Annotated in this window: 20 protein-coding genes; 17 read left to right on the top strand and 3 right to left on the bottom strand. The window is 51.2% G+C overall.

Annotated elements, in window-relative coordinates; genetic code table 11:
• Nucleotides 1–9: 9 nt before the first annotated feature.
• The 7 genes from LQZ19_RS13635 (at nt 10) to LQZ19_RS13605 (ending at nt 6,895) form a co-directional block, all read left to right on the top strand.
• On the top strand, nt 10–1,740 hold the full coding sequence (locus LQZ19_RS13635; protein ID WP_411048227.1) for a tetratricopeptide repeat protein: 1,731 nt from the start codon (nt 10–12) through the stop codon (nt 1,738–1,740).
• Nucleotides 1,741–1,826: 86 nt separating this feature from the next.
• Nucleotides 1,827–2,402, top strand: a complete 576-nt coding sequence (gene rbr / locus LQZ19_RS13630) for a rubrerythrin (protein ID WP_411048226.1) — start codon at nt 1,827–1,829, stop codon at nt 2,400–2,402.
• Between the two features lie 11 nt (nt 2,403–2,413).
• On the top strand, nt 2,414–2,575 hold the full coding sequence (gene rd, locus LQZ19_RS13625; protein WP_411048225.1) for a rubredoxin: 162 nt from the start codon (nt 2,414–2,416) through the stop codon (nt 2,573–2,575).
• A gap of 12 nt (nt 2,576–2,587) precedes the next feature.
• Nucleotides 2,588–2,878 (top strand): hypothetical protein, encoded by a 291-nt coding sequence (locus LQZ19_RS13620; RefSeq protein ID WP_411048224.1) that lies wholly within the window; start codon nt 2,588–2,590, stop codon nt 2,876–2,878.
• Between the two features lie 77 nt (nt 2,879–2,955).
• Entirely contained in the window at nt 2,956–4,014 is a 1,059-nt protein-coding gene (locus tag LQZ19_RS13615) for an ABC transporter substrate-binding protein (RefSeq protein WP_411048223.1), read from the top strand.
• A gap of 86 nt (nt 4,015–4,100) precedes the next feature.
• Nucleotides 4,101–5,807: an ABC transporter permease gene (locus LQZ19_RS13610; RefSeq protein ID WP_411048222.1), complete on the top strand. Its 1,707-nt coding sequence runs from the start codon at nt 4,101–4,103 to the stop codon at nt 5,805–5,807.
• A 2-nt stretch (nt 5,808–5,809) separates the two neighbouring features.
• On the top strand, nt 5,810–6,895 hold the full coding sequence (locus LQZ19_RS13605; RefSeq protein ID WP_411048221.1) for an ABC transporter ATP-binding protein: 1,086 nt from the start codon (nt 5,810–5,812) through the stop codon (nt 6,893–6,895).
• 27 nt (nt 6,896–6,922) lie between these two features.
• Here the strand turns inward: LQZ19_RS13605 and LQZ19_RS13600 are convergent, their stop codons facing one another.
• Nucleotides 6,923–7,765: a sugar phosphate isomerase/epimerase family protein gene (locus LQZ19_RS13600; protein ID WP_411048220.1), complete on the bottom strand. Its 843-nt coding sequence runs from the start codon at nt 7,763–7,765 to the stop codon at nt 6,923–6,925.
• 132 nt (nt 7,766–7,897) lie between these two features.
• Here LQZ19_RS13600 and LQZ19_RS13595 point away from each other — a divergent pair, with 132 nt between their 5' ends.
• Complete coding sequence (locus tag LQZ19_RS13595; protein ID WP_411048219.1) at nt 7,898–8,596, top strand: MgtC/SapB family protein; 699 nt, start codon at nt 7,898–7,900, stop codon at nt 8,594–8,596.
• 118 nt (nt 8,597–8,714) lie between these two features.
• Here LQZ19_RS13595 and LQZ19_RS13590 read toward each other — a convergent pair whose 3' ends face one another.
• Entirely contained in the window at nt 8,715–10,622 is a 1,908-nt protein-coding gene (locus LQZ19_RS13590) for a TRAP transporter permease (RefSeq protein ID WP_411048218.1), read from the bottom strand.
• A 74-nt stretch (nt 10,623–10,696) separates the two neighbouring features.
• Nucleotides 10,697–11,755 (bottom strand): TAXI family TRAP transporter solute-binding subunit, encoded by a 1,059-nt coding sequence (locus LQZ19_RS13585; RefSeq protein ID WP_411048217.1) that lies wholly within the window; start codon nt 11,753–11,755, stop codon nt 10,697–10,699.
• 387 nt (nt 11,756–12,142) lie between these two features.
• Between LQZ19_RS13585 and LQZ19_RS13580 the strand changes: the two genes are divergently transcribed.
• The 9 genes from LQZ19_RS13580 (at nt 12,143) to LQZ19_RS13540 (ending at nt 21,681) form a co-directional block, all read left to right on the top strand.
• Complete coding sequence (locus tag LQZ19_RS13580) at nt 12,143–12,874, top strand: FadR/GntR family transcriptional regulator (RefSeq protein ID WP_411048216.1); 732 nt, start codon at nt 12,143–12,145, stop codon at nt 12,872–12,874.
• Between the two features lie 76 nt (nt 12,875–12,950).
• Entirely contained in the window at nt 12,951–13,796 is an 846-nt protein-coding gene (locus tag LQZ19_RS13575) for a Cof-type HAD-IIB family hydrolase (protein WP_411048215.1), read from the top strand.
• A gap of 193 nt (nt 13,797–13,989) precedes the next feature.
• Nucleotides 13,990–14,373: a preprotein translocase subunit YajC gene (gene yajC / locus LQZ19_RS13570; RefSeq protein ID WP_010255719.1), complete on the top strand. Its 384-nt coding sequence runs from the start codon at nt 13,990–13,992 to the stop codon at nt 14,371–14,373.
• 18 nt (nt 14,374–14,391) lie between these two features.
• Nucleotides 14,392–16,131, top strand: a complete 1,740-nt coding sequence (secD, locus tag LQZ19_RS13565; protein ID WP_411048214.1) for a protein translocase subunit SecD — start codon at nt 14,392–14,394, stop codon at nt 16,129–16,131.
• Complete coding sequence (gene secF / locus LQZ19_RS13560) at nt 16,131–17,345, top strand: protein translocase subunit SecF (protein WP_411048213.1); 1,215 nt, start codon at nt 16,131–16,133, stop codon at nt 17,343–17,345. Before secD ends, secF begins: the two co-directional genes overlap by 1 nt.
• Nucleotides 17,282–18,286 carry a 4-hydroxy-3-methylbut-2-enyl diphosphate reductase gene (gene ispH / locus LQZ19_RS13555; protein WP_411048212.1) on the top strand — a complete coding sequence of 335 codons (1,005 nt, stop codon included), beginning with the start codon at nt 17,282–17,284 and terminating at the stop codon, nt 18,284–18,286. Before secF ends, ispH begins: the two co-directional genes overlap by 64 nt.
• Nucleotides 18,287–18,291: 5 nt before the next feature.
• Entirely contained in the window at nt 18,292–18,900 is a 609-nt protein-coding gene (locus LQZ19_RS13550) for a glycerol-3-phosphate responsive antiterminator (protein WP_411048211.1), read from the top strand.
• Between the two features lie 186 nt (nt 18,901–19,086).
• Nucleotides 19,087–20,196 (top strand): Ldh family oxidoreductase, encoded by a 1,110-nt coding sequence (locus LQZ19_RS13545; RefSeq protein ID WP_411048210.1) that lies wholly within the window; start codon nt 19,087–19,089, stop codon nt 20,194–20,196.
• Nucleotides 20,197–20,226: 30 nt separating this feature from the next.
• Complete coding sequence (locus LQZ19_RS13540; RefSeq protein ID WP_411048209.1) at nt 20,227–21,681, top strand: NAD(P)-dependent malic enzyme; 1,455 nt, start codon at nt 20,227–20,229, stop codon at nt 21,679–21,681.
• The last annotated feature ends 66 nt before the right edge of the window (nt 21,682–21,747 follow it).

Here is a 21,747-nt window from a genome sequence, read left to right as displayed (position 1 = left end):
GATAAGGCTATGCTGAATAAGTTGATGTTTTACCGGTTCCTGGTATGGCTTCTTCTTTCCGTGGCGCTTATTTCCTGTGGCAGCTATGGGTCGGTAACGGAAACGCCCCTGCCCATCCCCATGGCTCCTGTTGAGGAGTCTCCCCTGGCGTCCGTTATCCCCCGGGGAGGGGTGGCGGATGAAATTCGCTCTCTGGTAGAAAGCGGTCTCCCTTCTTCCCTGCTCAAAGCCCTGGATCTTATCGGCAGCCGGAACCTGAGAGAGGGGGAGTACGGCAGGATGATGGCCGCCATATCGGTAACCCTGCTGCAAAGGCTCTACCCTGATGTGCAAGTCCTCCTGCCCCCTGCGGATCCGCCCCGTACCCACAACTATACCAGGATACTGCGGGAGGCGGATCGGGGAATTTATTCCGCTCCCCTGCAGAATAATTCCCAGGATTATCTTGAATTGGTCCTCCCTTTCCTTGCGCTTCTGGACGAAAAGCGGGAAGACCGGCTTCTGGACGCCCTGCCGGACCTGAAACGCGCCCGGGAGCTTAATTCCCGGGGGGTACTGGCTCCCTATTTTACCGGTCTTATCCGTGAGCGGACCGGGCAGTGGGAAAAGGCCGCAGAACAGTATACCTGGGCTTACGGTATATCCGAGGAATTCTACCCAGCCGCCCTTGGGCTTGCCCGGTATTTGAACTTCAAGGGGGCAGTCCAAGATGAAATAGGGCTGCTTTCCGGCATGGTCATCATGTATCCCGATAATATTTCTATTAAACGGCAGTTGGCCCTGGCCTACTACAACAACAGGGATTGGGTCAGGGCGGAACCGGCTATAGAGGAGGTTCTCCGGCGGGACAAGGAACCGGGGGTTCCACGGGACGGGCAGTTTATCCTGATGCAGGCCCATCTCCTGGTGGAGCAAGGCCGGTTCACCCAAGCCCAGACGCCTCTGGATCTCTATTCCGGTATTAATCCCAATAACCGGCTCTACCTTTTTCTTCGCGCCCGGGTTCAGGCCGAAGGGTACCGGAACCGAGATGGGGCCTTGAACTATCTGCGCGCCCTGCTCCGTATTTTTGCGGATGACGAGGAGGCGGCGGTGTATGCGGCTCAGCTCCTTATGGGGTCTACCCATTCTGAGGATCAGGCCGAAGGCCGGGAACTCTTAAAGCGTCTCCTCAATACCCGGGAACCATCCCTGATGATAAGTTCCCTGGCGCTTCAGGATGCGGTCCACCGGCAGGCTTGGAAAGACGCCGAGCCCTACCTGGACCGGCTTTTAGCGGAACGCCGGTCTCCCCAGGACATCCTCTTTGCCTATACCGTAGAGAGGGGTCTGGGGAACAAGAGAGCAGCCCTCTCCTATGCCCAGGAACTCTACGAAGCGGACCCATCCAATGAGGAGGGGGTCATTGCCTATATTTCCGCCCTGATCGACCTGGACCGGAAGCCCGAAGCAGGCGCCCTTCTGGAAACCCGCTTAGCCTCCCTGGTTGGGGGCGCCATGAAGAGCCGTTACTATTATCTCCGCAGCCGGCTGCGATCCAACGAAGAATTGGTGATGAACGACCTCCGTTCCAGTCTCTTTGAGGACCCCCGAAACCTCAATTCACTCACCGCAATGTTCGAAATCTATCACCGCCGCAAGGATGAACGCCGGGCCATTTACTACCTCAAACAAGCCCTGGCTTTGGCGCCGGATAATCTCCAGCTTAGGCGCTACGAAGTGGAACTCGAGGAACGCTAATATTATACTTTTTTCCGGATTTTACTTGAAAATCCTTTGAAAAGGGTGAATCATAGAGATATATTTTCAGATGAAGGAGTAATGTAATGCCAAATCTTAAGGGAACTAAAACCGAAAAGAATCTGCTTACCGCCTTTGCCGGGGAATCTCAGGCGAGAAACCGGTATACCTTCTGGGCCAGCGCTGCCAAGAAAGACGGGTTTGTGCAGATTTCTAATATTTTCACCGAGACCGCAGCACAGGAGAAGGAACATGCCGAGCGGCTCTTTAAGTTTCTCGAAGGGGGGGAGTTGACCATCGAAGCTGCCTTCCCCGCAGGGATAATCGGGAAGACAACCGATAACCTTGCCGCCGCCGCTGCCGGTGAGGATTATGAATGGAAGAAGATGTACCCCGACTTCGCTAAAATCGCCAAAACCGAAGGTTTCAACACCATTGCCGAAATTTTTACACATATCGCCGTGGCGGAAAAACAACACGCCAAGCGCTTCCATAAGCTTAAAGAAAACATTGATTCCGGTACGGTTTTCAAAAAAGAAAAGAGCATATCCTGGCGCTGTCTGAACTGCGGTTATATATATGAAGGAACCGAGGCTCCCAAGGCTTGTCCCGCCTGTGCCCATCCCCGGGATTATTTTGAAGTATTAGGAAAAAACTGGTAGGAGGTTTTAAAATGGCTCAGAAATTTGTATGTGATACCTGTGGATATGTCTACGATCCCGCCGAAGGTGATGATGCCAATGGCATTAAGCCCGGTACCGAATTTGCCGCTATTCCCGACGACTGGGTATGCCCTACCTGCGGAGTCGGAAAAGATGGTTTCTCCCCCCAGTAAAAAGGAGTTTTTATGCTTTCCAGGGAAGATTTTGTATTTACCATCGGCTATGACGGCCCCGCAGCAGTGGTGGATGGTCAAGCCAAGCGCCGCAATGGCTCCCTTTCGACCCGCGAACTGGCCGAAAGGGGTCTTTTCCGCGCCGCATATTCCTCTGCAATCTACTCCAAGGATACCGCAGACCTGGAAACCGTACTGGAATTCTACAACAAAGCGGCAGGTACCACCTATACCCCATCCTCCTCCCTGGACCGCCTCTTCGGTGTCTTCCCAATAGAGGTAAAGCGAGCCATCGTTCTTTGAAAAAGGTTTTGCTTGACCATTATCAAAAGTGACCGTAAACTTAAGGTGAGTTATTAAATTGGAGGATAGATGCCTGTATGAAAAAAACCACTGTGTTTCTAGTTATGATTATCAGTCTGTGTCTTTTGGGCCTGTTGGTATTTACCGGTTGCCGAAAGGAAACCAAAACCAGCGGGTCTGAAAAAAGCACCCCGCTAACCTTAACGGTTTATGCGGGAATGCTGGAAGAACATGCGGCCCTGGAATGTCAGGAATTTGAGAAAGCCACGGGGATCAAGACCAGCTTTGTCCGTATGTCCGGGGGTGAAATCCTGGCCCGGATCAGGGCTGAGGCGCAAAACCCCCAAGCCAGCGTATGGTACGGCGGCGGTTCCCTCACCTTTATTGAAGCGGATAACCTGGGCCTCCTGGAGTACTACATCAGCCCCACGGCGGCGACTATTCCCGCCCGGTTCAAGGACCCCAAGGGCGCCTGGACTGGCATTTATTCAGGTTACCTGGGCTTTTATGCCGACGGCGAATGGCTCAAGAAGAACAATGTAAAGATGCCCACCAGCTGGGATGAACTTCTAAGCCCCGTATTCAAGGGTGAAATCGTCATGGCCCATCCGGGTTCTTCTTCTACCGCCTACAACATGCTCACCACCATACTCCAGATCAAGGGCGAGCAGGCCGGATGGGATTATCTCCAGAAGATAAATGAAAACATTCGCCAGTATACCAAGTCCGGTTCCGCCGGGGGCCGCATGGTGCAGCTCCACGAAACGGGCCTTACCATCGGTTATCTCCACGATGCGGTGGCCTTCAAACGGGAAGGTTACGATCATATCGTCATTTCCGCCCCCGAAGAAGGAACGGGCTATGAAATCGGCGCCGTTGGCATTATCAAAGGAGCGCCCCAGCTTGAGGCGGCCAAGAAATTTATCGATTGGTGCCTGACTCCCAAGGCTCAGGAACTGGGACAAACCGTAAACGCCCTGCAATTTCTCACTAACCCGGCGGCTACACCGCCCAAGGAAGTGGAAGCTATCAAGGCGACTAAGCTCATTAATCAGGATGATATCTGGGCCGGAGCTCACCGTTCCGAATTCCTGGATCGATTCAACGAGATTTCCAAGTCAAAACCGATTAAATAGGGTTTGTTAACCAGGCCATCCGGTAGGTGTTTTGCTTTCCGGATGGCCTTTTCTATTTTTCATAATCCTTTCCCGGGAGGAACCCAATGGCCCCCACATCTCCCCCGCCAACGATGAGTAAATCGGACCGTCGGAATAACGATGTAAAACAGCTGCTGTTTACCCTGCGGGACCCGGTCCTGTTGGTTTCCGTTTTAAGTGTTTTGATTGTGGTAGTACTGTTTATCATCATCCCCATGGTGATGATTTTAAAAGAAAGTATCCTGGGAACCGGTCATTTTTCCCTCATTGCCTATCTTAAAATAGCCAAGAGCAGTTTTGACCGGGGAGTCATCTGGGATACCATCAAGTTAGGGATAACCGTGGCGGTTCTTGGGACTGCCGTAGCTTTCCTTTTTGCCTACGCTACTATTTACTTAAAGATAGCCCACAAGCCGCTGTTTAAGGTTCTCTCAATATTGCCCATGATTTCTCCTCCCTTTGTTATATCCTTGGCGACCATCCTTCTCTTCGGGCGGAGCGGTCTCATATCCTACAACATCTTTGGGGTGCGGAACGATATATACGGCTTTTGGGGCCTGGCCTTAACCCAGGTACTTTCTTTCTTTCCCGTGGGCTACCTGATGCTGACTAACCTGCTTCAGAATATCGATCCTTCTATTGAGGAAGCGGCCCAGGCCCTGGGGGCCTCCCAGCGCAAGGTTTTTTTAACCGTAACCCTGCCTCTAATGCTGCCGGGGATAGCCAATGCGGCATTGCTCATCTTTATCCAGTCCCTGGCGGATTTTGGGAACGCCATCGTTATCGGGGGGAATTTTACCACCCTGGCGGTACAGATCTACCAGCAGGGTATAGGCAGCTACGACATGGTTGGGGCCACAGCCCTGGCGGTGGTTCTCCTCATGATCTCCATGCTGGCCTTTTACCTGCAAAATAGCGTGGTCGGAAAGAAATCCTACATCACCGTTACCGGAAAGGCCGCAAAACAGCGGGTCCTCATTGCCAACAAGGGGGTTACCATTCCGGTCTATACGATCTGTATGATCATCTCGGTTTTCGTCATCGCCATGTATATCCTGGTGCCCTATGGCGCCTTTGTTACCCTCTGGGGGGTTAATTATTCCTTTACCCTCCGGTGGATCAAATATGTTCTTACCATTGGCCGGCGCTACATTATGGATTCCCTCACCCTGTCTCTCTTCGCCGCCCCCATTGCGGGGCTTTTGGGGATAGTTTCGGCCTTCCTCATTGTGCGAAAGAACTTCCTGGGTAAGCGTTTTATGGAAGCATCCATACTGATGGCCATAGCCCTGCCGGGAACGGTCCTGGGCTTGGGTTATATATATACCTACAATACGCCCCCCCTCATCCTGACCGGAACCTCCATCATCCTGGTGGTGGCCCTGGTAATACGAAGTATGCCCGTAGGAACCCGGTCGGGGATAGCCGCCCTAAAACAGATAGATCCTTCTATTGAAGAGGCCGCCAGCATTTGCGGGGCGGGCAGCCAGAAGGTCTTTACTTCCATTACGGTTCCGTTGATCCGGCCGGTTATCTTTTCCAGCTTGGTTTATGCCTTTATCCGGGGAATGACCCTGGTTAGTACGATTATTTTCCTGGTGTCCGCCCGGTGGCAGATGCTGACGGTGGCAATAATGAATCAGGTGGACCAGGGCCTGTATGGGGCGGCCAACGCCTACTGCCTGGTACTCATCATTCTGGTGGGCCTTGTCATGCTGGTCATGAGTACGCTGCTCAAGAAAATGGGCGTAAACATCAACGAGGGGTATTAACTATGGAAAAATCTTCGGCAAAAGAAGTTCGCCTGGTGAATCTTACCAAAACCTTTATCACCAGTACCCGGGGTGAAGTACACGCGGTACAAAATGTAAACCTGACCATCAACCCCGGGGAATTTGTCTGTCTCCTGGGGCCTTCGGGCTGCGGCAAGACTACCCTGCTCCGTATGGTGGCGGGGTTTGAGATGCCCAGTTCGGGGCAGATCCTCATCGATAAGGATGATGTGATAGCAAAAACCCCGGATAAGCGGGATCTGGGTATGGTTTTCCAGAACTACGCCCTTTTCCCCCATCTCAATGTGTTCCAGAACATAGCCTATGGCCTTAAAATCCAGAAACGTCCGGTGGCTGAAATAAAACAGCGGGTCCTTGATGGCCTTAAAACCGTCAAGATGGATGACTTTGCCGAACGGGTTCCTGCTCAGATGTCCGGCGGCCAGCAACAGCGGGTGGCTCTTATCCGGGCCCTGGTGATGCACCCCGGGGTACTCCTCTTTGACGAGCCCCTTTCCAACCTGGACGCCAAACTGCGGCTCTACATGCGGGAAGAGATACGCCGTATTCAGCTGGAGGTGGGGATTACCACGATTTATGTAACCCACGACCAGAGCGAAGCCATGGCCATGAGTGACAAGGTGGTTATCCTTAAAGACGGGCTCATTCAGCAGGTAGGAAGCCCCCAGGAGGTCTACCATCTGCCGCGGAACGAATTTGTGGCAAATTTCATCGGCAAGGCTAATGTGCTGGATGCCAAACTGGTTTCCAAGACCGCCGATTCCGCCACCATAGACCTGGAGGGCTGCCAATACACCATACCCCGGACCACCCCCTGGAATCCGGGCGATACGGTACGGGTGGTTATACGACCCGAGGCGGTACACATGGGTAAGGATGAAATAAAGTCGGAGGTGCTCAAGACTATCTACATGGGGGTAAGCCAGGACTACTGGTTATCCGTCCAGGGCAAGGAGTTTGAAGTTTCCGACTACAACCCTTCGGCCAAGCAAGTATACCGGACGGGGGATACGGTGGGTATAGGCCTGGACGGGAAATCCCTGCATATTCTGGATAGCGAAGATTAAGCAGCGTCGGTATGGTTGAACCATAATTCAGGAAAATAAAGAATCGATTTTATCCATTACCAGAAAGGGATCTGATCCGCCAAGAACTTCCAGTACGAACTGTCCGGCATATCCATTTTCGCGGATATATTTGTGAAGTCCGGGCCAGTCAATAATCCCATGGTCGGGAAGGTCATGGGAATCTTTGATGCCGTTGTTATTATGAATATGGAAAGTAACCAAATCTTTGCCGGCAGCGTCAACTTCTTCAAACAGGTCCGCTCCGTTCAGAACGGCATGGCCTATATCAAGACAATACTTTATCCCTAAACCGGAATAATTTTTTACATGGTCCTGAATCCGGCACCGTATTTCATTGGAGTCGTCTTTACTGTTTTCGGGGTTAACTTTGTTGGGTGTTCCGGGAAGATTCTCCAGGGCTATCATGACCCCGCGGTTCCGGCCATATTCACAAAGATCCCCCAGGCTTTCTGCTACCATCTGAATCTGATCGTTGGAATAATTGTATTCCTTCCGGTGTAAGCCGTGGACAACCATGATGGGAACAGCGAATTCGGAACAATCATCAATGGTGTCATGCCAGAGCTGCTGTCTGAATTTTCTAAATTCTTCGGCATCGGAAATGTTTCTAAAATTGCGGAAGGGACTATGGACAGAATGAACCGAAAGCCCCAGTTCCCGCAGCCATTGTTTAATCAATTTCCGGTCTATTCCGACCCGGGGGTCAAAATGAACCGTATCTCCCCAAAGCTCAACGGTGGTAAAACCATGCCGGGCAATTTCCTTTAAGGCTTCATGCAGTTCAATCTCCTCGTAAGTAAAGGTTGAAATTGCATATTCCGATTTGTCAGTATAAATAGATCCCATCATATCCCTCCAAAATTATCGCCTGGAAATTAACAGTAATCTGTGTTTCTTTTAATGTCAATCTGTCACTAATTGATCCATGGGGAATTGACAATACAAAAAAAAATAGATAGAATTAGTGATGAGATTAATTTAATGCACGGAGAACCTATCACAGAAATTGACATGCTTATCCGCCTTGGCTTGGGATTTATCGCCGGGATAATTGTCGGCTTTGAACGGGCCAGCCGGCGCCAGGTGGCGGGAATTCGGACTCACGCGCTTATCTCCACCGGAGCAACGCTGCTGATGCTTCTTTCGATCTGGCTGCCCCAGGAGTACATCGGTCTTAAAAACGGAGACCCCGGACGGATCGCCGCCCAGGTAGTTTCCGGGATAGGCTTTTTGGGCGCCGGAGCGATCATACGGTTGGGAAACAATATTCGGGGGCTCACCACCGCCGCCAGCCTCTGGGTTATCGCCGCAGTGGGTATGGCCATCGGCGCAGGAATGTTCATCGCCGCCGCCGCCGCCGAGCTACTCAGCCTTATCATCCTGATCATGCTCGACAAATTCGAAAAACAATTCTTTCCTTCGGCACGAAACAAAATGCTGGAACTAAATTACACAAACTCTAACCCTTCCACAGAGGAAGCCCTGGAGGTCCTCCGGGGCTTCGGTATCCGCGCTCAGTCTATTGATGTGGTACAAAGTACCCGCAAAGGGAAGGAAGGGAAAGGTTCAAAGCTGCGGCTCTTCGTCACCATACCCGATACCACGGATCTCTCCAAACTCGCCAAGGCGCTCAAAGCTGCGGGGGATGTGGTAAGGATCGAGATTAAAGAGAAGTATTAGTGCGCCGCATCTTCCGGTAAAGTACAATCCCGCAATACCGTGTCAAAAAAATGAAGCCCGCCTGTGTGCCCGAGGGGTCACACAAGGGGCTCCACTTTTACAAGGTTTCCCGTTCTCTTTACGCTGCTACCGCACTTGTTTTTTGCTTTCGGGAAATACCAAAATTAATAATACTCAGGACAACCCCTACAGCCAGTCCGGGAAGATCCGTTGCCCAGCCCGGGAGAATCATCAGCAAGGCGCAGATAAAATAAATCACCCGGAAAACCCATGCAACATGGGTAAACTGATACCCCATAAGACCGACGGACAGGAAATAGGTGCCTACAATGGATGTAGCACAGGCAAGGATAACTCCCGGCAGCGGTCCCATAAGGAGAAGCTCATTCCCGGAAACAAACATAAAGGGAACGATAAATCCGCAGAGGCCAAAACGCACTGCCTTCCAGCCGGTTGTCATTTGGTTTGCGCCGGCCAGACTGGCCCCCGCATAGGAAGCAAGAGCGACAGGAGGCGTGATGGCAGAAAGACAGCCGTAATAGAAGGCAAACATGTGGGCCGCTAGAGGGGCAACCCCTAACTTTATCATGGCCGGGGCTATCAATACCGCAACGATGATATAACATGCCGATGTAGGCAGGCCCATACCCAGGATTATGCTGGTAATCATGGTCAGGATCATCAGAACGATCAGCCTGCCGCCGGCGATTTGGATCAGAATGTTCGTAAGGCTCATTCCCAGGCCGCTTCTTAAGATGATGCCGATAACGATACCGGCGCATCCGCACACCACCCCGACTTCCAGCCCTCCCATGGCGCCATCGATGAGGGCTTTCACAAACTTTCTGGGTGTTACCCGGGTTTCTTTACGGAACATACTGATGACGATGATCACAAGGATGGTATAAAAAACAGATTTTTGCGCCGAGATCCGTACCACCCCCAGAAAATATACCAGGGATACTATGGGCAGCAAAAGGTAGCCATTGGTGAGAAAGAGTTTTCTTATGTCCGGCAGTTGATCCCGGGGAATACCCAACAGTTTTGATTTTGCCGCCTGAAAGTCAACCATAAAAAATAAAGCAACATAATATAAAAAGGCCGGGACAAAGGCGGCTTTAACCACATTCCAGTAGGGAATCCCCAGGGTATCCGCCATGATGAACGCCGCCGCTCCCATAACGGGCGGCATAATCTGTCCCCCCGTGGATGCCACCGCTTCCACCGCTCCGGCGGATGCGGGATCATAACCGCTCTTTTTCATCAATGGGATAGTAAAGGTACCGGTGGTAACCACATTGGCCACAGCGCTGCCGCTGACCATGCCCATTAAAGCGGATGATACCACCGCTGCCTTTGCGGGCCCTCCCCGCATACTGCCAAATCCGCTGATTGCAATATCGGTAAAAGCCTGGCCCGCGCCGGAAATGGAAAGGAATGCGCCAAAGAGAATAAAGGCCATAACAAAATTCGCCGCCGCCGTGGCGGGCTGGCCGAAAATGCCGTCCTCCGACATATAAAGGGCAGTGACAAAAGCTTTAAGAGACATACCCCGGTGTTGCAATAATCCGGGCAGGTATTTCCCAAAGATTCCGTACAACACAAAAACAATAACCATGATGGGCAGCGCCTTACCCACCTTTCTGCGGGTGGCCTCCACCACGCAGAAGAGGCACATAATCCCAAAGACATAGTCCGATTTAAAGGGCATCCCCGCATAAATATGCAGATGGTCTCTTGCTATAATAGTATATATAAACCCCGCCAGTGATGCGGCAACCAGAAGTAAATCAATAGCGAAGGTTAGTTTATTATCTTTTTCGAGGAATGGCTTGGATAAGAAAATAACTGTGGTACAGACAAGCAGCAACATACTTCTTTGGATAAAAGACGGAAAGGGGCCTTTATAGGCGGTATATAAAAAATAGGCAGAAGAAAACAGACAGATAATCAGGGTCAAAACTCCCCGGGGGCCGGAAAATTTATATTCATCCATTATGGATTTTATCTCGCTTTTAAGTTTCATGCTCCACTCCAAAAATGAAAATACTGACATCCAATCCGGTTTCGAATTATGAAACCGGACGGATATCGGGCTGACTATTTATCTACCTCGATCTTAAATCCGTGCTCTTGATAATACCGGAGAGCGCCGGGATGTATTTCACAGGTGGCGCCAACCGCAGCGGTATCCTTACCGAGAACTTTCAGGGCAGGGAAGGCCATACCAAGTTCATCAATATGCTCGAACACAGCCTTAGTCATCTGATAAACCACTTCCTCGGGAACATCCTTATCGATCAGAAAGATTCCGTGCACGCCAAGGGTCTCGTAGGGCTTGGTAATATTGGGGGTCCAACCGGGCTGAACGACAACTTTTCTGAAATAGGGATATTTTTTATTGATTTCATCGCGGATCTTTGGGGGAATCACATACCAGCTTATATCGGTGGTGGCAGTAAGTTCCTGATAAGCCGCATTGGGAGAACTCAATTGCCCGGCAAAGGTAGTGGCGATATCAATGTTACCGTCCTTAAGAGCCGTACAAGTTTGATCATGCCCCGCAGGATACTGGTCAATATTGGACATCTTGCCCCCCAGCGCTTCAACAACGTAGCCGACTAAAACGTTCGAACCCGAGCTAAGGGTATTTGCCCCTACCTTGAGGCCGGGTTTTATCAGGTCTTCAAAGGCCCTTACTTTGGTATTATTAGTCCGGGCAGCCATGAGATAGGGAGTGGGCTCAATAACCATCCAGGTGCGGACATTAGGACCGGCTACATAGGCCGGCTGGGCAGGATCGCCGCCGTGGGCGCCGATATAACCGAAGTCAGCATTGGTTATACAGACTTCATAATCCTTTTGCACAACCCCGACATAGGCTTCACCGGACCCTGAGGTGGTCTGGGTAACAAGCTGCACCCCCGGAACCTCACGGGTAACTACCGTACTGACCGCGGCGGCCATAATGTAAAAGGAACCGCCAACGGTGCCGGAACCACAGGATAACACCAGGGGTTTTTGTGCGGCATTTTGCCCACCAGTTTGCCCGCCATCCTTTGTGCCGTTCGCAAAAGCCGCCGGAACGATGTTACTGAACGCCATAAAAGCACTGATACACAGCGCCATCCCCAACAATCTACTCATCCTTCGTTTCATTTCATCTCCTCCATAAAATAAAAAATTCCGGGGACAACCAGGGCCCCCGGCTATTAACTGTTTTCACAGGCTATAGCCTAGTCATCCAATAACATCCTTCCTATTGGCATACTACGTCCTACATCTACTGCCTTGGTTTATGATATCATGGTTATTTCCAGCTGTCAATTTTTTTTTACTTTTTTTTACTTTATATATGCGCTATTAGTTCGAAGGCTAAAAAATATCTAATTTCATATTATATAAAGAATTAGATGTTTTTCCGGTAAATATCTCATTGGAAGAAGATGTGCTTTTCAGAATATTTTCATAAAATACTATTTATTTTTCATTGAATCTTCTATAAATTGATGGAACATTTAATGTATTCTGTTCGGGGAGGGTCTGATGTTTAAGGAACTTGGGAAGAAGAGCATTAATTTTCCTTTGCTTACCGAGCAAATAGCGGACCAAATCTTCCAGTTTATCCTTCAACGGCAGTTAACCGGGGGAGGAAAAATTCCCACTGAATTTGAACTTGCCCAATTGTTTCATGTAGGACGCGGGACTGTCCGGGAGGCGATAAAATCGCTTATTTCCAGGAACATCCTGGAGATACGCCGGGGGAAGGGGACCTTTGTATGCGAAAAACCCGGCATTGTCGATGACCCCTTTGGCTTTGCCTATACGGAAAATAAATTACAATTAGTAGCGGATTTAGTAACTATCCGTTACATTATGGAGCCTGAAATAGCGTTGCTTGCAGCGATATCCGCCTCGGAGGATGAAATAGCGGAGATGAAAAAAATCCAGTTGATCATCGGAGAACTCGCACAGGACGGCAAAGATTACAGTAATGAAGATATTACGTTTCATACGATGATAGCCAAGAGTTCGCGGAATATGGTTATGCCGAATCTAATTCCGGTGATACATTACGGGATTGACCTTTATAACCACTCGTTGAAAAAATATGAAACCCTCAAGGCCCTGAGTATTCACCTTGATATTATAAAAGCAATTGAGGCCCGCAACCCGGATGCGGCAAAACAGGCAATGCAAAACCATCTGGCATTTAATAAAACCAATGTTCAGACCCTTTTCGCATCCGGGATAAACAAACCGGCACGAAAGAGATGATTTGTTATGGATGGTAATGACTCTCCCGAGAATTGTCGGCTATACTAAGTTTCGGCTTTTCGCTATACTCCCCCCCATGAAGAAACAACTCAATTCTGCAGCCATAAAAGCGCTGGCTTTAGATCTGGATGGTACCGCCCTTGGGCTCAATGCCGAGTTCACCGGGCGTACCATTGGGGCGCTTAGGGCCTGTATTAGCAGGGGCATCCAGGTAATTCTCTGTACCGGCAGGGCCGTTGAAGGGGCGGAAAAGCACCGGGCGGCAATTGGCGCTGAAGGGCCTATGGTGTATTTTAACGGCGCCGAAGTCGTAGACATGCCCGAGGCCAGGGTTCTCAGCGCGGGACTTATGGATCTTGCGGTGGTTGATTTCTGTATCGACATTTCCCGAAGCATGGGCGTGCATTATCAGGTTTTTTTTCCTGCCGCCGCCGGTTCCCGGGAAATCCTGATGATTGAAAAATATTCGGCGGAAGCGGAGATGTACCAAAAACATACGAGTATAGTGCCGGTGATTGGGGATCTGAAAGAGGCTATTGCCAAGCCCGGGCTTTCGGGCTGTATCAAGGGTATGTTTATTGCGGAGAGCGCGGTGCAGGATCTAATCAGGCCCAAGCTGACGGCGCGTTTTGGCAATTCAATGTATATGGCCCAGACCTTTCCGACCTTCCTGGAAATTATGCGCGCCGGGGTGTCCAAGGGGGAGGGCCTCAGATTTGCCATGAAGCAGCGGGGATTGAAGGCGGAAGAAGTAATCGCCCTGGGAAATGAGGAAAATGATCTCCCCATGTTCAATGCGGTGGGCTTTTCCGTGGCGCCGGCCAATTCCCGGGAATCGGTCTGTGCTGCGGCAGACCTGGTTATTGGTTCCAATGAAGAAGAAGGGGTGGCCGCCTTTTTGGAAGAATTTCTCCTCAATTAACTAATAACAAAAATATGAAATTAGACATTTCGTAAGGAGCGGTTAAGTTAACTCACCGATGCCCTGAAGGAAATTAAGGGGCTGGAAAATTTGGAATTGAAAGGGAAATATTAGGGTATCGCGCCCCTTGACCCTTCCTTCCCTCACATGTTACCTTACCAAAAGCTCTATATCACGAAAGGATGTACACTATATGAATTCATTTGTTTTTCCCCTGCTCCTGGGAGCTCCCCAGGGAGGCGAGGGCGGCGGCCCCGGTTCCATGATCAGCACCTTCATTCCCTTTATCCTGATCATCGGAATTTTCTATTTCCTTATTATTCGTCCCCAGAACAAAAAGCAGAAAGAAACCCAAAAAATGCTGGGCGCCCTCAAAAAGGGTGATAAGATTGTGACTATCGGCGGAGTTCACGGGGTTATCCAGAGTGTTAAAGAAAGCTCGGTGGTACTTAAGGTAGACGAAAATACCAAGATCGAGTTTTCCCGCAGCGCTATTGCTACTGTGGTAGAGGCAAGCAAGGCGGTTGAAAAAATCGAGGATAAGCCGGCTGACGATACGGAAGAGACCAAGAACTAATTTTTTCGGAGCTGATGCATGAGTAAACGATACCGGTTCTTTATCGTCCTTTTGACGGTTGGGGTGTGTTTTATTTTTTTATTTCCCACCATTCGTTGGTATTTTATGGTACCCAAGGAAGATCAGGCTCTAGCCCTGGGTTCCCGGGAGCAGATTAAAATATATGCCTCAGAGACGGCCCAGGCGGACCTGCTAACATTGGTAGACGCCGCCCGTTCCGGGGGAGATGTGCCGGAACGGCTGTCTTTCCTCACTGCCCTGGCTAAAAAAAATAACCGGGATGCAAAAACCGCCGTATGGGATGCCCGGGCGGTGCTTTCCAGCTTTATCAGCCGTCAGGAAGCCCTGGATACCATAGAGACCCGGTACCGGGATAATATTTTTAAACTGAAGGACCTCCAGAAGAGTGCGGTTCAATTGGGACTGGATCTGTCCGGGGGCCTGAGTATCGTGCTACAGGCAGACATGGGCGCCCTGCGGGAAAGACTGGGGCGGGAATTGACCGATGCCGACCGGGAAGATGCGGTAAACCGGGCCTTGGAAGTGCTGAACAGCCGTATAGACCGTTTCGGCCTTACTGAGCCGGTGATACGGCGCCAGGGCGCGGATCAGATCTACGTGGAAATCCCCGGCGCCGCCGACCCGGAGCGGATCAACTCTATCATCATGGGCAGGGGGAGTCTTAACTTCCATATTGTGGACCGGGAAGCGGCATCCGCCTTTAATCTGTACTACGCGGCTAATCCTACCACTACCTTTGACAGTGCGGGAAACCTTATCGATCCTTCGGTGGTTTCTTCCGATGTGCTTATCCGGGGAGTCTATTCCAAGGACAAATATGGGCTGGACGAGCATGTCCGGAATGCCTACGGCAACCTGGATTATACGGCAATCAAGAAAGAAATAGGCCTGGACGGTAACCATATTAAAAGCGCCGTGGTAGAACGGAACAATCTGGACGGCAAGCCGGAGGTTACCTTCCTCCTGGACGCCGAAGGCGGGGAGCTATTCTATCAACTTACTTTAAAAAATGTAGGGCAGCCCCTGGCCATAGTGCTGGATGACCGGGTTAAATCCCAGGCCACCATTCAGACCGCCATTCGGGATCAGGTGCGCCTAACGGGTTTTGATCTGGACGAGGCGAATAATATAGCCATGACCCTCAGAACAGCGGCGCTGCCGGTGGAACTTGAGGTAATTACCCAGCAGGCCATAGGGGCCTCCATGGGAGAGGACACCATACGCCAAGGGCTCTACGCTCTTCTCGGCGGCTTGGTGGTGGTCATGGTCTTTATGTTGATATTCTATAAAGGTTCCGGGGTAAACGCAGTGATCGCCCAGATCCTGAACATCTACCTTATGGGAAGCATCCTTTCCGCCTTTAACTTCACCCTGACCCTGCCCAGTATCGCCGGGTTTATTCTGACCATCGGTATGGCGGTGGATGCCAATGTGATCATCTTTGAACGGATGAAGGAGGAGTTGAAGCTTGGCAAGCGCCGCAAGGCTGCGATTGACTCGGGTTTTGACAAGGCTTTCTGGGCCATTATGGACTCTAATATCACTACCTTTATAGCCGCCCTGTTCCTTTCCCAGCTTGGTTCCGGCCCCATACAGGGGTTCGCGGTCAGCTTGGCCATCGGGGTGTTCTCATCGGTCTTTACGGCCCTCTTCGTGTCCCGGCTTATCTTTGACTTCGGCACCGATGTGATAGGCAGCAAGACGCTTTCGGTAAGCTGGGCAAAGGGGGTCAAATAATGAAGATTATTCGTTTTTCCAAGTTGTTTATTCCCACGGCGATCCTCTCCGTGTTGTTGATCGTGGCGGGGGTTATCTCCTATGCCATCAGGGGGTTTAACCTGGGGGTCGATTTTCAGGCCGGCCTTATTCAGGAAGTACAGTTTGCCCCCACGGCTCTTAGCCTAACCTATAGCGGTAGGGGTAACGCCGCTGTTTCCATGGATCGGAATGGTCTCTACATTGTCATCTCCGGCGTGGGGGTCGAAGGGGTAACCCATAGTTTCCCCTTTGCCAGCTATCAGACTATCAGCGATTTAAGCGCCGCTTTAGCCCGGGTGGACGGCCTGGGGGTGAACAATTCCTCCAGCGGCGGCGCCACCCAACAGTTGGTCCAGAGCGCTCAGGGAAACCCCCTGCTTGGTTCGGACCCCTATGTATTGCACTATCTTCCCGATAACCTGCCGGAAATTGCTATAGAGGATGTCCGGAGCGCCCTATCCCCCCTTGGGACGGTTTCGGTCCAGGTCCTGGGCGCCGACAGCGAGCGGCGTTTCATGGTCCGCATGGAGGACAGCGAAATTGACGGCGGTAAGGGTATCCCTGCGGAGAAGATTATAAGTAACCTGGAGACGGTCTTTGGAAGCGGCGGTGTGGCGGTAACCCGGTCGGACTATGTGGGTTCCCGGTTCTCCAAGCAGCTCTCGGATCAGGCGGGGCTCCTTATGTGCCTTACGCTGCTGCTCATTCTGATTTACGCTTCCATACGGTTTAAGCCCCAGTTTGCCATCGGCGCGGTCCTTGCAATTGCCCACGACGCCCTTATCATTGTAGCCTTTGTTACCTGGACCCGGATGGAATTCAACACCACCACCATTGCTGCGATCCTGACCATCCTTGGGTATTCCATCAACGATACTATCGTTATCTTTGACCGGATCAGGGAAACCAGACGCATCTATCCGGATGATAAATTTGTTAATATCCTGGACCGGGCTTTAACAGAAACCCTGAGCCGTACTATTATTACCACCGTAACCACCATGTTGGCGGTTCTGTCCCTCTTTATATTCACCTCCGGGTCCATGAAGGATTTTGCCCTGGCGCTCCTGGTGGGTATGATTTCCGGTGTATATTCCACCATTTTTGTCGCCTCCGGGTTTGTCAATTTGTGGAACGTTCAGGTGACAAAGCGGTCCAAGAAAAAGTTTGTTTTAGCGCCCACTGCACCATAATGAAGGTAATCCGCGCCCGCGTACTTGGCTTTTGTATGGGGGTGCGCCGGGCCATGGATATGGCGGATACGGCGCTGTTACAAGCGGCGCAGCTTGCAACGAAGTTCCCCGTATACGCCATGGGCCCCCTGATTCACAATCCCCAGGCGATGGAAAAGCTTAAAAGCCGGGGCCTTAAAGTTCTGGAGGAGGATCAGCTTCCGGAAGATCTTGAGACTTCTTCGGTCATCATCCGCGCCCATGGCATTACACCCGATCTTGAGGCGGCGCTTACAAAGCGGCGGACAACACTCATCGACGCTACCTGCCCTAAGGTCAAAGCCAGCCAACTAAGGGCCCGCTCTCTGTGCGGGGAAGGGTACCGGGTTTTTCTGGCCGGTGAGCGGCAGCATGCGGAGATAATCGGTATCCAGGGTTATGCTCCGGACTGTATCATCCTGGGAACCCCCATGGAAGCCGTAGAGGCGGCGGGGAAACTTTTCTCGGAAAAGCCGAATGCCAGGACCGCTCTGATAGGCCAGACCACTATTTCCGAAGCTGAGTATGCCGCCATCGGGGCAGAGATAGGAAAACTATTCCCCGATCTTTGTATTATCAATACGATTTGCCGCGCCACCAGGGACCGTCAGGATAGCCTGCGGGAGCTCTGTGCCCAAGTCGATGCGGTCATTGTAGCCGGAGGCAGCGACTCGGCCAATACCAGAAGGCTCCTGGTCATAGCCCAGTCATTCGAGGATGCCCATGGCAGGGGTAAGCCCGCATGGTTGGTTGAAAAGGTCGAAGACATCCCCAGCGGGATAGGCGCCTATAATACCCTGGGGCTCTGCGCCGGGGCATCGACGCCGGATGGGTTAATTGACGCCATTGAAAAAGCACTTTTGGAACCCGGAAATATTTGTCCCAGCGCGTTGACAGGGGACATGTTAGGTGCGATTATTTGACAAATATGAAAACTATTCTGGTTAAAAAAAGGCGCGTCCTGGAGCCGGAAGAATTCCTTAGTTTGCTGCATAAAACTCCGGTGATATCCGCAGTGAAGTCCACGGAGGCGCTGGAACAACAGCTTGAAACCGCCAGTGGTATTGTTTTTATCCTCTTTGGGGATATTCTTAGTATTCCCGCTACGGTGGCCAGGATTAAAGATGCGGGGAAAATCGCCATGGTCCACCTTGATCTTATAGAAGGATTGTCTGCCCGGGAAATCGCCGTAGATTTCCTCTGGGAGAATACCCGGGCGGACGGTATTCTTTCCACCAAAGCCAATTTGATTAAACATGCGAAGCTTCTGGGCTTTGTGACTATTCAGCGCTTTTTTGTCCTTGATTCTATGGCCCTCCTTAATATCGAAAAACAGTTTCCCCTGGACTACGCCGATGCGGTGGAGATTCTCCCCGGGGTAATGCCAAAGATTATAAACAAGATCGCCCATATCACGAAAAAGCCCGTCATTGCCGGGGGGCTTATTTCGGATAGGGAGGATATACAGAACGCATTGAAGGCCGGGGCAATTGCGGTTTCCTCTTCGAATTTGGAAATTTTACGGATGGAGAATTAGGATTTTTTGGATAATTGGCTTGATTTTTTACTGTTCCGGGAGTATAATGTGAAAAGGTTCGTATAAAAACGGACCACCTATTCCTAATTCTTTAGGTATCTAATTTGCTGAAGAGATAAAGAGTGCAGCAAAATAGCCGGATGGTTATTTTGTTGCACTCTTTTTTTTCTTTACCCGGAGGTTTGTATGGATCAGAATGTGGTTTATGAGAGTTTTGACAAAATGGAGGCTTTTATGAAGGATGTTTTCATAAAAGTCGGCATTCCGGCTGCTGATGCGGCGGTCTGCGCGGAGGTCCTGATCGAGTCCGATAAGCGGGGCATTGATTCCCACGGGGTAGGGCGGTTTAAGCCGATCTATATAGACCGGATTAAGGAGGGTATCCAGTTTCCGGTTACCAATTTTGAGGTGGTAAAGGACGGCCTGGCCACGGCTGTGGTGGATGGTCATGATGGTATGGGCCAGGTGGTTGGGAAAAAAGCCATGCAGATGGCTATTGATAAGGCGAAAAAGTTCGGCATGGGCATGGTGGTGGCGAGAAATTCCACCCATTACGGTATTGCGGGTTACTACGCCACCATGGCGACCAAGGCGGGGATGATAGGCCTCACCGGTACCAACGCCCGGCCTTCCATAGCCCCTACCTTTGGGGTTGAAAATATGCTTGGAACCAATCCTCTAACTGTGGGAATCCCTTCGGATGAGGACTTTCCCTTTGTGCTTGACTGTGCTACCTCGGTTTCTCAGCGGGGGAAAATCGAGCATTACGATAGGATTGGTAAAAAAATGCCCCAGGGCTGGGTTATTGATAATCAGGGCAACAGCGAAACCGATCCTGCCAAGGCTCTGGACGGGCTGACCAAGGGGACCTACGCCCTGGCGCCCTTGGGCGGACTGGGGGATGATACCGCCGGATACAAGGGTTATGGCTACGCCACGGTGGTGGAGATTCTCTCCGCCGCCCTGCAGCAAGGGGCTTTCTTAAAAGCCCTGAATGGCTTAGACTTAAGTGGTAAGAAGGTGCCCTATCATCTTGGACACTTCTTTATCGCCATAGACATAAACGCCTTTACGGAGCTTGATGCCTTCAAAAAGACGGTTGGCGATATTTTGCGGGAATTGCGGGCCTCAAGGAAAATGCCCGGCCATGACCGGATCTACACTGCGGGGGAAAAGGAATATCTGGCCTGGTTGGACAGGAAGGATCGGGGGGTTCCCCTGAACGAGAGCCTTAAGAAAACGGTAAAACAATTGAAGGAAGAATATAAGCTTGATTCTTATACCTTCAATTTCTAAGATATCGGACCATGGTTTAGGAGGAATTATATGAAAATCGACCTCGCATTAAAGGATCTGGATGCCCTGTTTCCTGCGAATTTTACGGAGGATCAAAAAGCCCAGGCTAAGACCCTGTTTCTGAAAAACCTGTCATTAGAGGCTCATCAGTTCTACGGCGGGAAGATGCAGACCGTACCCAGGTGCGGCATCTACAGCCTTAACTGGTTTAACGTCTGGTATACCCCCGGGGTATCCAAGGTATCCACTACCATCCGGGAAAACAACGATACTTCCTTTTCTCTTTCCAACCGGGGAAATCTGGTGGCGGTGGTATCCGACTCCACCCGGGTCCTGGGGGATGGCGACTGTACCCCTCCGGGCGGTTTGGGAGTTATGGAAGGTAAAGCGATGCTCATGAAATACCTTGGCGGGGTGGACGCTACGGCAATTTGTATGGATTCACGCGGACCCGATGGCAAGCATGATCCCGACCGGATCATTGAATTTGTAAAAATGCTGCAACCTTCCTTCGGTGCGATAAACCTGGAAGATATCAGCCAGCCCAATTGTTTCAAGGTTCTGGACGAACTACGTGATGCCTGCGACATACCGGTATGGCACGATGACGCCCAGGGGACTGCCTGTATCACCCTGGCGGGGCTGCTCAACGCACTAAAACTGGCGGGGAAAAAATTATCCGATGCAAAGATAGTGCTTCTGGGAGCGGGGGCGGCGAACACCACCATAGCCCGGCTGATCCTGGCCGATGGCGGCGATCCCGCGAAGATGATTGTCTTTGATTCCAAGGGTTCCCTGCACGTTGGCCGTGAAGATATAAAAAACGATAAGCGGAATTACCGCAAATGGGAGATCTGCGAGAAGACCAATCCCGGTCGGGCGGCCAGTGAGGCGGATGCTTTGAAAGGCGCGGATGTACTCATCGCCCTGTCAAAACCCGGCCCGGATACGGTGAAGCGGGAATGGATAACTTCCATGGCTGCCAAGTCTATCGTGTTCACCTGCGCCAACCCGGTACCGGAGATCTGGCCCTATGCGGCCAAGGAAGCGGGGGCCTTTATTGTAGCCACCGGCAGAGGCGACTTTCCCAATCAGGTAAACAATTCGGTCTGTTTCCCCGGCATCCTCAAGGGCGCACTTTTAGTGCGGGCAAAGAAGATCACCGATGGTATGGCGATCTGCTGCGCCCACTCTATCGCAGACTTTTCCGAAAAGCGGGGCATAAAGCCGGATAACATTATTGCGACCATGGAAGAAACGGAAGTATTTGCCGTGGAGGCTGCGGACGTAGCCCAGCAGGCTATCAAAGAAGGTGTAGCCCGGTTATCCCTTTCCTGGGACGAGGTCTACAATCGTGCCAAGGCGGATATTGCCGCCGCCCATGCGCTGGTGGAGGACATGAAGAAGCTGGGGCATATTAAGGAGCCGCCGGCGGAGGTTCTGGAGGCGGCGCTTGCTAAGGCTATTGATGCGGTGAAGCTTTAGTCTTTTTCTCGGACTTGTTGGCAAAGACGGGCGTGGGGAGGGACACACCCGTCTTCATGTGCATGT

The sequence above is a fragment of the Treponema primitia genome (genome assembly GCF_046533075.1).
Lineage (GTDB): Bacteria > Spirochaetota > Spirochaetia > Treponematales > Breznakiellaceae > Termitinema > Termitinema primitia_B.
This window is presented reverse-complemented; position numbering and strand designations above follow the sequence as displayed.